This window comes from Streptomyces sp. ISL-12 (genome assembly GCF_018614415.1).
Taxonomy (GTDB): domain Bacteria; phylum Actinomycetota; class Actinomycetes; order Streptomycetales; family Streptomycetaceae; genus Streptomyces.
Map to the genome: position 1 here is coordinate 19,728 of NZ_JAGGOO010000122.1, position 13,055 is coordinate 32,782.

Consider the following 13,055-nt stretch of genomic DNA (forward strand, 5'->3'; position numbering starts at 1 on the left):
ACCACGTCGCCACTCACCAGGAGATGTACACCTGTGCGAGACCGGCCTTGCACTCCTACCCCGACCACTTCCATCGACTGACCCTGTCCCTTCACCCTCAGGTGGCGCCTCTACCGGCGCGCGACGGGTCGCGCGCCGGTGCCATGTCACTTCTGTGCCGCATCGAGGGTGGGGTAGTCGGTGTATCCGGTGTTGTTGCCGCTTGCCGCGCTTCCACCGCGCCCCTGCCGGTCACGAAGTGCTCGGTGCTCACCGACCAACCCGTAGGGCTCCCCGCGATTTCGAGGCAGCCCGACAGCCACCCCCGGACACAACCCCCGTCACGAAAAACGTGAACACTTCCTACCTCATCGCCCTCCCCTCGCTCATTTGAGCGCCTTCCTGACATTCACTCCCCACCTGCTCACGTTTTCCGGCGATGGGTGTCTCGACATGACCAGCGTGGGGATGCCCGCCTTGGGCCGGTCTTATCCGGCAAGCGCGAGGTTGTGGAGGCGGGCTATGCCAAGCATGGCGTAACGGACGCGGTCCCTCTGCAATCGGCAGTCGCGGAGGATCTTCCAGCTCTTCATGCGGGAGAAGGGTCCTCGACGCGGGCACGGACCTTGCGGTGAGAGCGGTCGTGCTCTTCTCTTCTTTCCATGCCGGGAGCCCGGCCTGACCGGGTCCGCGGCGGTGCGGGATCACCAGGACAGCGCCACGGTAGCCGCCATCGGCGATCACCGTGGCGCCGCCGACGACGGCCTTCGCCCCGGACAGCTCCCACGCCGGGCCGCCCAGCGTCTCCCCCTTCTCCATCTTGCCGAACAGGGACCAGCCCCAGCCCAGCCACTGCCCGAGCCGCCGCAGGCTCAGCCCGCTCTTGGCCCGCAGGGCCCTCAGCCCCTCCGCGAAACGCCGACGCGGTTCCTGACTGCGGCCGGTGACGAAGGCGTGGAAGGCTCGGAACGCACCCCGGGCCGCGGGGAACCAGCCCCAGCGCGACCGGGTGCCGTAACGACAGATCCCGTACGACCGGACAGACAAGGACACCGACGACCGCGACGGCCAGGCCCGCTACGCGCTCGTCCACCTCGGGGTGTGCTCCGCCCCCGTCGCCCGCATGCTCGCGGATGTGATCCTCAAGGGGATCGCGGGGACCTGAGCGTCGACCCCACGATCTGCCCAGCACCTGTGACGCACGTCTCAGGAACCCGCCAGACCGGTCGGACATCAATCCACGTGACTCACTCAACCCCCGCCCGCCTCCGCGAAGGCGACCCTGCCGCGCTCGCCGAGGCGTTCCGGGAACACGCTGACGCCGTGTACCGCCATGCCCTGTGGTCCACGGGCAACTGGGCCACGGCCGAGGACGTCGTCTCCCTCACCTACCTGGAGGCGTGGCGCTCGCGCGAGCGGCTGCGCCCGGAGGAGACCGACAGTCTGCGCCCGTGGCTCCTGGGCATCGCCACCAACGTCCTGCGCAACACGGCCCGTTCCGTCCGGCGGCACCGCAGGGCCCTGGCCCGGATGCCGCGCTCGGACACCGTCCCGGACTTCGCCGAGGAGGTGACCGGGCGGCTGGCGGACGCCGAACAACTGGCGGCGGCCAAGGCGGCGCTGGAGGGACTGCGGCGCGCCGAGCGCGAGGTGTTCACCCTGTGCGTCTGGGGCGGGCTGGACTACGCGTCCGCCGCCGAGGCCCTGGGGATACCCGTCGGCACCGTGCGCTCCCGGCTGTCCCGCGCCCGCGCCAAGCTGCGCGACTCCGTAGGGCACCCGGCCGCCCGGCGCGACGACACACAGGGCGCACCCGGCCGGGAACCCCCCGGAGGCAGCGGACAAATACAGCACGTAGACGGCATTCTGGCTCGAACCACCCAGGAGAACCTCGCATGAACGCCCTGTTCCGGAACCGTTCCGGCTCCGCCACCCCGTCCTCCCGTCCGGCGGACCCGGCCGACCAGGAGGAAGAGCGGGAGCGGCAGGAGGCCCGCGACCGCGCCGAACTCGCCGCATTGCGTGCGATGGTCCCGCAGCCCGTCGCCCCCCGGCTCTCGCCCACCCGTCGCGCGGAGCTCGAAGCACATCTGATGAACGAGGCCAACGAGACGGCCGCCACGCCACGTTCCGCCACCGGCCGCCCCTCGGCCTTCGGCTGGCTGACGCCCGTGCGGTCGATGTCCCTCGGGGCGGCTGCCGCCGTGGTCGCGGCGACCATGGCGGGGTTCGCCGTCACCGGCAGCAGCGGTCAGACGGCCGTCGCCGCGCCCGCCCCGCTCAAGGTGGAGAGTTCCCGGGCCACCGTGCCGCTCGCCACCGTCGCGGAGCGGGCCGCCGCCCTCGCCGACTCCCCCGGCGCCGCGCAGCGCGGCACCCACCGCCGGGAGTGGGCACTGGGGATGTGGGACGACGGCAAGCACAAGCCGGAGCAGATGCCGGTGATCGAGACCCGTGAGCGCTTCAACGCCGACGGCAGCGGTGAGGTGCAGGACCTGGAGGACGGCCGGGTCGTCGACCGTACGCGACTGCCGGCGGGGTCGTGGGAGAAGCTCGCCGAGTACCGGAGCACGCCCCCGACCACCGTCGGCGGCCTCGCCGACTACCTGGCGGAGGAGAACCCCGACACCCGCGGCAGCGCGTACTGGACGCTGAACTCCGTGGAGGCGCTGCTGCGCGACTGGACGCCCGGCCCCGCCCAGACGGCCGCGATCGACGGCCTGCTCGCCAAGCAGTCCGGCATCCGTGCCATCGGTCCGGTCAAGGACCGTGTGGGGCGCCAGGGCCAGGCGTACGCCGCGGACTTCAAGGGGACGGTGCGGTGGACGATCATCCTCGACGAGCACACCGGACGCATCCTGGGCACAGAGCTCTCCAGCATCAAGACCGACCCGAAGATGCAGCTCAAGCCCGGTGACGTCGAACAGTACGACGCCTACCTGGACTGAGACCGCACACCTGCGGCCCGGGGCTTCTGGCGTCGGGCCGCCGCCGGAGAATTACCGTGGCGCCATGACGCTGTCCCTGTCGTCTCACCTCCACCGCTTCAACCAGAGACACCCGTGGAGCCACAACGACCACTACGGCCCCTGGACCGCCGACCGTGTCGCCGCGTCCGGGGCCCGCGACGTCCTCGATGTCGGATGCGGCACGGGTAATCTCGTCGCACTGCTCCGCCGCCGGGGCACCACCGTCACCGGGCTCGAACCCGACCCCGCGACCGCTCGCGCGGCAGCGGAACGCTTCGCCGACGACCCCGCGGTCACCATCGTCCAGGCCGGCTTCGCGGACCGCGACCGGCGGCGCCGCTGGGACGCCGTCACCCTCGTCGCCGTCCTGCACCACCTCCCGCTGGTGCCCACGTTGCGGGAACTGCGCGGCTGTCTCACCCCGGGCGGGCGCCTGGTGATCGTCGGCTGCTACCGGGAGGCCGGCCCCGCCGACCTGCTTGCCACCCTCCCGGCCGTACTCGCGAACCCGGTCATGGGACTGGCCAAGCACCCGGCCCGCGCCGCTGCGCTGCCCCCGCACATGACAGCACCCACCACCGACCCGCAGGAGACCCTGAACGGCATCCGGGCCGCAGCCGCCCGAGAGCTGCCCGGCGCCCGGATACGCCGTCGCCTGTTCTGGCGGTACACCCTGGTCTACGACGCTCCCGCCTGACCAGCGCGGCCCCCGCGGGAACGCATGCGGAGGGGGCCGACGCCCGTGCGACCGGGTTCGGCTCCCTCCGCGACGTCGCCGGCCACGTCAGCCCTCGTCGACCGCCAGCTCACCCAGCGGCGACCAGTCGTCCTGGGCCACCTTCGCGTTGACGATCCTGGGTGTCGCGGCCAGGTGCGGCGGCAGGGTCCGCTGGGCCGCCTTGAAGTGGGCCGAGTCGACGTGGGCCGCGCCGGCCTCGTCGTCCCGGAAGGCTTCCACCAGGACGTACTCCGTCGGGTCCGCGATGCTGCGGGACCAGTCGAACCACAGGCAGCCCGGTTCGGCGCGGGTGGCCAGGGTGAACTCCCGTACCACCTCGGGCCATCGGTCGGCGTGCTCGGGCAGGACGCGGAACTTCGCGGTGATGAAAATCAAGGGTCACTTCCTTCTCAGGGGGTTCACGGAGTGAGGATCGCCCGGCCCCGGATCCGGCCCTTCCCGAGGTCGTCCAGGGCGTCCTGGAAGCGGTCGAGAGGGTACTTCGAGGTGTGCAGGCGTACGCGGCCCTGCGCCGCGAGGACCATCAGCTCGCACAGGTCGTTGTAGGAGCCGACGAGGTTGCCGATGAAGTTGATCTCGGCGGAGATGATGTCGATGGTCGGGACGTCGATGTTCTCGCCGTAGCCGACCACGTGGTAGTCGCCCGCCTGGCGCAGCATGCCGACGCCGTCCTTGGTGGCGCCGCCCTCGCCGACGAAGTCGATGACCGCCTCCGCCCCCTTCCCGCCGGTCAGTTCGCGCACCCGGTCCACCTGGTCGCCGTCGGCGACGACGCCGTGGTCGGCGCCGATGGAGACGGCCAGGGACACGGCGTCGGCGTTGCGGTCGACGACGACGATCTCGGCGGCCGTGATGGCCTTGAGCACCTGGACGCCGATGTGTCCGAGGCCGCCCGCGCCGATGACGACGCAGCGGTCGCCGGGCCGCAGTTTCCGGGCCGCCTTGGCCGCGGCGTGGTACGCCGTCAGGCCCGCGTCGGCGAGCGCGGCGACGTCGGCCGGTTCGAGGGAGTCGTCGATCCGTACGACACTGCGCGCGGAGGTCTTCAGGTACTCGGCGTACCCGCCGGCCGTGTCGATGCCGGGGAAGAGGTTGTGCTCGCAGTGCACGTCGTCGCCGGCCCGGCACGCCCGGCACAGTCCGCAGGTGATCAGCGGGTGGACGATGACTTTGTCGCCCTCACGGACGTTGGTGACGGCGCTGCCGACGGCGTGGACCCAGCCGGCGTTCTCGTGCCCGATCGTGTAGGGCAGCGTCACACCGGACTTCTCGGCCCACTGCCCCTCCAGGATGTGGATGTCGGTGCGGCACACGCCGGCCCCGCCGATCCGGACGATCACGTCGTACGGGCCGGTGACCTCGGGGGCCGGGACCTCGGCCATTTCGAGGTTCTTGCCGTAGGCGACGACCTGGACTGCCTTCACGAGACGTTCTCCTTCGGCGGAGCGGCGAGGGGGAAGAGTTGCTCCGCACACGGTTCCGCCGCATACGGTTCCGCCGCGCGCGGGGACTGGTCGGCCGCGGACTGCGGGTACCGGGTGCGGAGCAGGCCCCGGCAGAAATGGGCGTTGCCGTCGATCGACACCCGGATCGAACGGGCGAAGCGGAGGCGCAGCGGGATCTCGCCCGGCGGGTAGCGCCGCCCCTCCTCGTCCACCAGGACCGGGTCGGTCGGTGCCGTGCCGAGGCCGAGGGCCTCCCGTCGGCGCAGCAGCGCATGGGTCGTCGCCGTGTCGGGGAGGTCGCCGAGCACCACGCCGTGGAGGTCCTCCTCGGTGAGGCCCGGATCGGCACGGAGTACGAGAGTCAGTACGCGCTCCATCGCCGCGGCGTGCGCCTTGCGGCGGAACGTCAGCCGGAGCGCTTCGAGGTCCTTCTCCGCCTCCGCCCCGAACGTGCCCCGGTAGCCCGCGTCCGCGGCCAGCCCCCGGTTGATCAGGTCCGAGTCGTGGTGGTCATCGAGGAGCACCACGACCTCCCGGGTCCAGGGCAGCGCCGTCAGCGCGTCCTTGGCGTCGGAGGCCATCAGGTAGGCGAAGTTCGGCGAGCAGAAGGAGGTGGGCAGCCTGAGGTGGACGGTGAGCTTGCCGCCGGGGGCCGTCGTCACGGAGCGTACGAAGCCGAGGTCGGTGATCGGCTCGTCCAGTTCCGGGTCGTAGACCGTGTCCAGCGCCGCGCGGACGGACTGTTCCCTCGCGGCGGCGGTACGGGCGGGCATCTCAGGCCACCGCCGGTTCGGTGAGGCCGACGCCGAGGCCGGCCGGGACCTCGATGTCGTACATGGCGGCCGCGTTCAGCCCGAGGATCTTCTTCTTCTGGGCCACCGTGAGCGGCGGGTACTCGTCCTGCATGTCCTCGGGGATCTGGAAGTCGACGAACCGCTCGATCAGCCAGCGCGGCGTCCACAGCGCGTAGTCGCTGGAGAACTGGATGCGGTTCTCGTCCAGCCAGTACAGCAGCTCGCCGATGATCTGCGCGAAGTAGCGCGGGCGGGTGTGCATGAAGGGGATGGCCACCGCGAGGCCGGCGTGCACGTTGGGCTCCTGCGTGGCGATCCAGCAGAAGTCCTCCAGGCGGGGCAGGCCGCAGTGCTCGACGACGAAGTTCAGCTCCGTGTAGTCGCTCGCCACCGAGTCGACGTCGGCGACGTCGAAGGCGTCGCGGTCCAGCGGGCGGATGGTCGGGCCCTTGTGGATGTGGATGTTCTTGATGCCCAGCTCGATCGCCGTCTCCAGGTACCGGCGCGACCAGGGGTCGTCGAGCTTGTAGCCGCGCGAGTCGCCCTTCCACTCAGCCGTGTACAGCTTGACGCCCTTGAGCTGGAACCGCTCGGCGTCCCGCCGCAGTTGGTCGAGGCCCTTCTGCTCGTAGCGCGGGTCCCACGAGTGGTTGTACGTCAGCTTGTCCGGGTGCTTCCGTGCGAGCGCGGACGCCTCCTCGGTCTGCCCGAAGCCGTTGCGGTAGAAGGCACCGAGGCGGGCGGGCTGGAAGACTGCGTGGTCCACGTACCCGTCTACGAAAAGGTCCTTCATCAGGCGTTCCCCGCCCTGGTAGAGGAACTCCTCGTACGGCCAGTGCTCGGACTCGGGGCCGAGGTTGCGGTGGTAGTCGTAGAAGCAGTCGATGAACTGCTTGCCGTGGATGTTGAGCTGGTTCTCGGGGCGCGCGTCCCACAGGGCGATGTGCGCGTCCACGATGAAGTAGTTCTCGCCGTCCTTGGAATACATTTCGCTCGCTCCTTCGGTGCGCTGGGGTGGTCCGAGGTACGTCAGGAGAACTGGATGCCGCCGTCGATCATGACGGACTGGCCGGTCATGTAGTCCGAGTCCGGCGAGGCCAGGTACGAGACGAAGGACGCGACGTCCGCGGGCTCCTCGACCCGGCCGAGGGCGATCGCCTCCGCGTGCTTCTTGATGGCCTGGCCCTTCTGGATGCCGGCCTCCTCGGCCAGCCGCTCGTCGATCAGGTCCCACATGTCGGTGCCGACGATCCCCGGGCAGTACGCGTTGACGGTGATGCCGTACCGCGCCCACTCCATGGCGGCGGCCTGGGTGAGGCCGCGTACGCCCCACTTCGACGCCGAGTAGGTGCCGAGCAGCGCGAACGGGCGGTACGCGACGATCGAGGCGGCACCGATGATCTTTCCGCCGCCGCCCTGGGCGATCATCTGCCGGGCCGCGGCCTGGTAGGAGAGGAAGACGCCGCGCAGGTTCACGGCCATGATCTGCTCGAACTCGTCGAGCCCGGTCTCCAGCAGCGGGGTGACCCGGGCGATGCCGGCGTTGGCCACGTAGACGTCGACCCTGCCGAAGCGGTCCGCCACCTCCGCGACGAGCGCGTCGGTCTGCTCCTTGCTGGTCACATCGGCGTGCACGGCGAGGGCCCGGCGGCCCTTCTTCTCGATACCGGCCGCCACCTCGCTCAACTCCTCGCCCATGCCGGGGAGATCGGCGACGGCCACGTCCAGCCCGTCGTCGGCCAGTCGCTCCGCGATGCCGCGGCCGATGCCGCGGGCGGCGCCGGTGACGATGGCGGTACGGGGTGCGTTGCCGGAGGTAGTCATAGTGCTGCTCCTGTGCTCGACGTTGAGCGGCCGCACCTTCGTGCGGTGCTGTCCCTCAGCGTGGGGGCGGGGAGCGCCGTCGAGTTTTTCAATGTGGAACACACCCGGACCGCCCCGTGGTCAGGGCGCGGCGAACGCGTCGGAAAGTCGTGGCGAACCACCCGTTGACAGGTGCAAACGCGTTCGTAATATGGCGGAAACACGCTCATCGGAGGCGCCATGCTCAGCGACAGCACAGCGCGGGACCGGACCATCGCGCGAGCACGCCTGAAGTTCCTGGAGAACCAGGACCCGCCCGCGCCGATCGTGCCCGAGAGCATCCGCAACTCCTGGCAGCGCTCCAAGTACCTGGGGATCCGCCCGGACGAGGTGGTCGTCCCCTACCAGCCGGACTACGACCGGGAGAGCCGCCTGGTACGCGCCGCCACGCCGGTCCTGGACCGTCTGGAACGGGCGCTGGCCGGATCGGACGCCTGCGTGATCGTGACGGACCGGAAAGGCTGGGTACGCGACCGCCGCGTCGGCGAGAAACGGCTCTCGGCTCACCTGGACCGGGTCCACCTGGCGCCCGGTTTCAACTACGCCGAGCAGTTCGTCGGGACCAACGGCATCGGCGTCGCGCTGGAGGAACGCCGGCCCAACGTGGTGCTGGGCACCGAGCACTTCAACGAACGTCTGCAGAGCGTCTCCTGCGCCGCCGCCCCGATCCGCAACTCGGTCACCGGCCGGGTCGAGGGGGCCATGAACCTGACCTGTTGGAACGGTCCGGCGCGCACCCTCATGGCCGCCCTGGTGCAGGAGGCCGTCGGTGACATCGAGCGCGTGATGTACGAGTTCACCAGCTCCCACCAGCGTGCCCTGCTGGAGGCGTTCCAGCAAGTGACCCACTACGGGGACCGGCCGGTGCTCTGCCTCGGCCAGGACCTCGTGCTCGCCAACTCCGCCGCCTCCGCCCGGCTCACCGGCGACGACCACCGGCTGCTGCACGAGGCCGCCGCCGAGTCGGGGCACGCGCCGCGCGTCCGCACGGAGGTGCGGCTGACCGGCGGGCAGACCGTGCTGATGCGCTGCCGCCAGGTCGACAGCTCCGCGGGCGCGGCCGGGTACCTGCTGGAACTGGCCTTCCCGGAGCACCCCGGCAGCCGCGAGGACCGTCCCGGTGTCGGCTCCCGCACGGGCGCCCGCTCCCGTGGCGAGCGGAACGCCTCCCTGCCGTGGCCGCTGCCGGGCCTGGCCGGGACCGACCCGGCCTGGAACACCGTCTCCCGTACGGCCTCGCACTGCGCCCGCGAACGGACGCCGCTGCTGCTCCACGGTGAGCCGGGCACCGGCAAGACCGCCCTGGCCCGTGCCGCGCACGCGCTCACCGGGGCGACTTCGGCACCCGTCGTCGTGGACGCCCTGGCCCCGCACCCTCCGGCCCCGGACACCGCGCCCGGGACCGGCACCGACCTGCCCGCCGCCCTGCTTGCGGCGCCCGCCGGTCCGGGCCGCGCCCTGGTCCTGCGGAACATCGACGCCGTACCCGCCGAGCAGGCACCGGCCGTCGCCCGGGCCCTGGACGCCGCGGCGGCACAGGGCACCTGGATCGTGGGGATCATGGGCACGCTCCACCACGCGGCGGTCGTGCCCGAGCCGCTGAGGCGCTGTTTCACCGAAGCGGCGGCGGTCCCCGCACTGCGGCACCGCCTCGCGGACCTGCCCGCCCTGGTCGACTGCCTGCTGCGCCGCGTCGGCGCGGACCTGGAGTGCGCGCCGGAGGTCCTGCCCCTGCTGCGCCGGCACGACTGGCCCGGCAACGTCCGCCAGCTGAACCACGTCCTGAGCAGGGCCGCCGCGGGCCGCCGCACGTACCGCATCGAACCCCGCGACCTGCCCCCGTCCCTGCACAGCACGGCCGGCCGCTCCCTGAGCGCCTGGGAGGCCTCCGAACGCGACACCCTGGTGCAGGCCCTGCTGGAGGCGGACGGCAACAAACTGCTGGCCGCCCAGCGCCTCGGCATCTCCCGCACGACGATCTACCGCAAGATGCGGGCGTACGGCATCACGCTGCCGACGGCCCGCCGTTGAGGGGGCGTGCGGGCCCGATGGTCACCGCCCCCCGGAAACCCCCCGGCGAGATCACCGACATCGCGTCGAGCGACGGGTCCGGCACCGGCAGGAGGTGGGCGTCGACCCAGGTGTCGCCCGTCGCCGCGTTGGCCCAGGGGTCGTCGATCACGACGGCGCCGGGGACGGCGCCGTGGCAGAGCACCCAGTGCGGGACGTCGAAGCCTTGCATCACGGCGAGGGAGAGCAGGAGCAGCACCTGCTCGCGTCGGCCGATCGCGTCCCGGAGCGCGGTCAGGGAGAGGCGGCTCGGGTCGACCGGGACGCCGAGGCGGGCGGCCTCCGTGCGGGAGGCGGTCTGGAGCAGGGCACGCCACTCCTGGTCCTTCGCCGGGAGGTGGTCCAGGAGGACGGGGCGGTCCGTGTCGAGGTGGACGGTGACGGGGGACGTCGGCCACGCCCGGCGCAGCGCGACGCCCAGGCCGACGGGCTCGCAGGCGAGGAAGTTGGTCGCGTCGCGCCACAGCGTCAGCTCCGCCTGACGGTCGAGCGCCGCCCACGGCAGTGTGCCCGCGTGGGCCTGTGCGACGAGGGCGGTGACGGCGCCGCAGGTGAAGTGGGTGCTCTGGCCGTAGTACGGGGGTTCGCTCACCGGTTCGTCGTGCAGCCAGCGGACGTGTCCGGCGGCCGGTCCGGTCGCGCCCTCCGAGTGGGAGAGGGGAGGAGTCAGGGGGGTGAAGCCGGCGTCGGCCGCGTCCTCGGGGCTTGCCGTCCAGCCTTCCCACTTGACCTGCGCGAGCCGTCGGCGGCGGGCGTGGGCGACGACGGCCGCGACGGCCGCCGGTACGTCACCGACGGCGTCGACGATCTTCAGGTAGGCCGTGTCCGGGCGGGCCGTCACCAGCGCGGCGCCGGTCCAGTCCGCGCCGTCGCCCTCCTCGCCGGGGACGGCCACGAGGTGCGGAGCGTGGGCGGAGCGGTCGGCCGCCCGCCAGCGCTCCACCACCTCGGGGCGCGCGAGCCGCGTCAGCCGGGCCGGCGGCGTACCCGGCTCGAACGGGACCACGACGCCCTGCACGGGCGTTTCCTGCGGGGACGGCATTCCGGTGCTCCTGGCGGGACGGTGGGGACAGGGGGTGTGAGGGTGTGTCAGGCGCGGGACTGCCGGAGCACCCAGATGAAGTAGGGCGCGCCGACCAGGGCGATCATGAGGCCCGCCGGCAACTGGGCGGGGGCGATGAGCGTGCGGCCGAGGGCGTCGGCCACGCACACCAGCAGACCGCCGAGCAGCATCGCGACCGGGATCGCGCGGCCGTGCCGGGCGCCCACCAGGGACCGGGCGAGGTGCGGGGCGACGAGCCCCACGAAGCCGACGACACCGATGGCGACCACGCTGAGCGCCGCGAGCACCGCGGCGATCGCCAGGGCGGCGAAGCGGGTGCGTTCCACCCGTACGCCGACGATGCGCGGGGTGTCCTCGTCGACGGCGAGCAGGTCGAGCCGGCCGCGCATGGACAGCAGGACGGGAAGGGCCAGTGCCAGGGCCACCGCGACCGGTACGACGTCGGGGAACGTACGGCCGTAGGTGGTGCCGGAGAGCCAGGTGAAGATCTGCGGCGTGTTGTACGGGTCGGCGCGCAGCAGGAGGAAGGTGGTGATCGAGGTGAGGCCGTACCCCATGCCGATGCCGATCAGGACGAACCGGTCGGGCAGGAAGCCGCCGCGCCAGGCCAGCAGGGTGATCACCGCGAAGGTGAGGAGCCCCGCCGCGACCGCGACCACGATGAGCACCGGCCGTCCGCCGGACAGCCCGGAGGTGACGACGCTCGCCGCGCCCAGTCCGGCGCCCGCCGTGATGCCGAGCACGCCCGGCTCCGCCAGCGGGTTGCGTACGGCGCTCTGCACGACGCTTCCGGCCAGTCCGAGGGCGGCGCCGGCCAGGACCGCGGCGAGCACGCGCGGAACCCGGTCGTCGAGGGCCTGGCCGATCAGGCTCGGGGCGGTGCCCTGGAACCAGAGCGCGATGTCTCCCGTGCGCAGCCACAGGCTCCCGGCCAGGACCGCCACGACGGCCGCCCCGGCCAGCAGTACCGCCGCGCCGGCCACGACGAGGAGGAAGGCCCGGCGTGAGCGGACGGCGACCCGCGCGTGCGGGGGCCGGCGCAGGCCGCCCGTGTCCCGCAGGCGCAGCGCGAGGACCACGATCACGACGGCGCCGAGCAGCGCGGTCGGTACGCCGGTGGGGATGGCGGCGGCGCCGTCCGCGCCCTGCACCGCGCGCAGGACCGCGTCCGCGAGCAGGATGAGCAGCGCGCCGAGCAGTCCGGCCGCCGGGATCAGGAAGAGGTGCCGGCGCAGGGCGCGGACCCGCGCGGCGACCAGGCGGGCCAGCACGGGAGCGCCGAGGCCGACGAAGCCGATGGGGCCCGCGAGGGTCACCGCGGTGCCGGTCAGCAGCACGGCGCAGAGCACGGCGGTGACGCGGGTGCTGCGGATCGGCACGCCGAGGGTGGACGCGGCGTCGTCGCCGAGGTTCATCACGTCCAGCCGCCGGGACAGCGCCAGGGCGACGCACAGCACCACCGCGATGAGGGGGTAGGCGCGTACCGACGCGTCGATGTTCAGCTGGGCGAGCGAGCCGCTGCCCCAGGCGAAGAGGCCGGTCGTGTTCTGGTCGAACAGGATGAGCAGCATGCTGGTCGCCGCGTCCAGGGCCATCGCCGTCGCCGATCCGGCGAGGACGAGGCGGGTGCCCGTGGTGCCGGCGGCCCGGCCCGCGAGGAGCAGCACGAGCGCGGCGGCGACCAGGCCGCCGGCGAAGGCGACGGCGCCCGACGCCCACAGCGGGACGGTGAGGCCGAAGGCGGCGACGAGGGTGAGGCTGAAGTAGGCCCCGGCCGTGACCGCGAGGGTGTCGGGGGAGGCGAGCGTGTTGTGCGTGACGGACTGCAGGAGGGTGCCGGCGCAGCCGAGGGCGAAGCCCACCGCCACGCCCGCGAGCAGGCGCGGCAGGCGTGAGCCGGTGAAGATCTCGCCGACCGGCGCCCCGCCGGGTTCCTCCGGCTGCCCGGTGAAGTGGCGCACCAGGTCGCCGACGCCGACGCCCGACGTGCCCTGCGTCAGGTGCCACAGGCCCACCAGGACGGTCGCGGCGAGGAGGAGTGCCAGGACGGCCACCCCGGCGGGGCCGCCGCCGCGCTCGTCACGCGGCGGCGAACTCCCTTCGGGCGGCGCTGTGCGTATCGCTGTCTTCACT

General features: G+C 72.5%; 11 protein-coding genes and 2 pseudogenes. 4 read left to right on the forward strand and 9 right to left on the reverse strand.

What is annotated here, in order from left to right; genetic code table 11:
* Positions 1-467 precede the first annotated feature (467 nt).
* Positions 468-768: pseudogene (locus J7I94_RS29870) on the reverse strand (transposase); the annotation flags it as partial.
* Positions 769-882: pseudogene (locus J7I94_RS38735) on the reverse strand (helix-turn-helix domain-containing protein); the annotation flags it as partial.
* A 339-nt stretch (positions 883-1,221) separates the two neighbouring features.
* Here J7I94_RS38735 and J7I94_RS29875 point away from each other — a divergent pair.
* The 3 genes from J7I94_RS29875 (at position 1,222) to J7I94_RS29885 (ending at position 3,645) form a co-directional block, all read left to right on the forward strand.
* The gene (locus tag J7I94_RS29875) at positions 1,222-1,878 is read left to right on the forward strand and encodes an RNA polymerase sigma factor (RefSeq protein WP_215172041.1); all 657 of its coding nucleotides are present in this window, start codon (positions 1,222-1,224) and stop codon (positions 1,876-1,878) included.
* Positions 1,875-2,927, forward strand: a complete 1,053-nt coding sequence (locus J7I94_RS29880; RefSeq protein WP_215172043.1) for a CU044_5270 family protein — start codon at positions 1,875-1,877, stop codon at positions 2,925-2,927. The genes J7I94_RS29875 and J7I94_RS29880 overlap by 4 nt, the downstream gene beginning before the upstream one ends.
* Positions 2,928-2,991: 64 nt before the next feature.
* Positions 2,992-3,645, forward strand: a complete 654-nt coding sequence (locus J7I94_RS29885) for a bifunctional 2-polyprenyl-6-hydroxyphenol methylase/3-demethylubiquinol 3-O-methyltransferase UbiG (RefSeq protein WP_215172044.1) — start codon at positions 2,992-2,994, stop codon at positions 3,643-3,645.
* An 87-nt stretch (positions 3,646-3,732) separates the two neighbouring features.
* Here J7I94_RS29885 and J7I94_RS29890 read toward each other — a convergent pair whose 3' ends face one another.
* Genes J7I94_RS29890 through J7I94_RS29910 form a run of 5 tightly spaced genes read right to left on the reverse strand, consistent with a single transcriptional unit; the run spans position 3,733 to position 7,750 of the window.
* A complete protein-coding gene (locus J7I94_RS29890; RefSeq protein ID WP_215172046.1) occupies positions 3,733-4,062 on the reverse strand; it encodes a putative quinol monooxygenase in 330 nt (109 codons plus the stop codon).
* Positions 4,063-4,085: 23 nt separating this feature from the next.
* Entirely contained in the window at positions 4,086-5,111 is a 1,026-nt protein-coding gene (locus J7I94_RS29895; RefSeq protein WP_215172048.1) for an NAD(P)-dependent alcohol dehydrogenase, read from the reverse strand.
* A complete protein-coding gene (locus J7I94_RS29900) occupies positions 5,108-5,905 on the reverse strand; it encodes a metal-sulfur cluster assembly factor (protein WP_215172050.1) in 798 nt (265 codons plus the stop codon). The genes J7I94_RS29895 and J7I94_RS29900 overlap by 4 nt, the downstream gene beginning before the upstream one ends.
* Position 5,906: 1 nt before the next feature.
* A complete protein-coding gene (locus J7I94_RS29905) occupies positions 5,907-6,914 on the reverse strand; it encodes an amidohydrolase family protein (RefSeq protein WP_215172052.1) in 1,008 nt (335 codons plus the stop codon).
* Positions 6,915-6,955: 41 nt separating this feature from the next.
* Positions 6,956-7,750: an acetoin reductase gene (locus J7I94_RS29910; RefSeq protein ID WP_215172054.1), complete on the reverse strand. Its 795-nt coding sequence runs from the start codon at positions 7,748-7,750 to the stop codon at positions 6,956-6,958.
* A 219-nt stretch (positions 7,751-7,969) separates the two neighbouring features.
* Here J7I94_RS29910 and J7I94_RS29915 point away from each other — a divergent pair, with 219 nt between their 5' ends.
* Complete coding sequence (locus tag J7I94_RS29915; RefSeq protein WP_215172056.1) at positions 7,970-9,820, forward strand: sigma-54-dependent Fis family transcriptional regulator; 1,851 nt, start codon at positions 7,970-7,972, stop codon at positions 9,818-9,820.
* Here the strand turns inward: J7I94_RS29915 and J7I94_RS29920 are convergent.
* Together J7I94_RS29920 and J7I94_RS29925 are read right to left on the reverse strand one after the other, a co-directional pair.
* Positions 9,795-10,901 carry a peptidase C39 family protein gene (locus tag J7I94_RS29920; protein WP_215172058.1) on the reverse strand — a complete coding sequence of 369 codons (1,107 nt, stop codon included), beginning with the start codon at positions 10,899-10,901 and terminating at the stop codon, positions 9,795-9,797. The genes J7I94_RS29915 and J7I94_RS29920 overlap by 26 nt on opposite strands.
* 47 nt (positions 10,902-10,948) lie before the next feature.
* Positions 10,949-13,054 (reverse strand): iron ABC transporter permease, encoded by a 2,106-nt coding sequence (locus J7I94_RS29925; RefSeq protein WP_308114756.1) that lies wholly within the window; start codon positions 13,052-13,054, stop codon positions 10,949-10,951.
* Position 13,055: the final 1 nt, after the last annotated feature.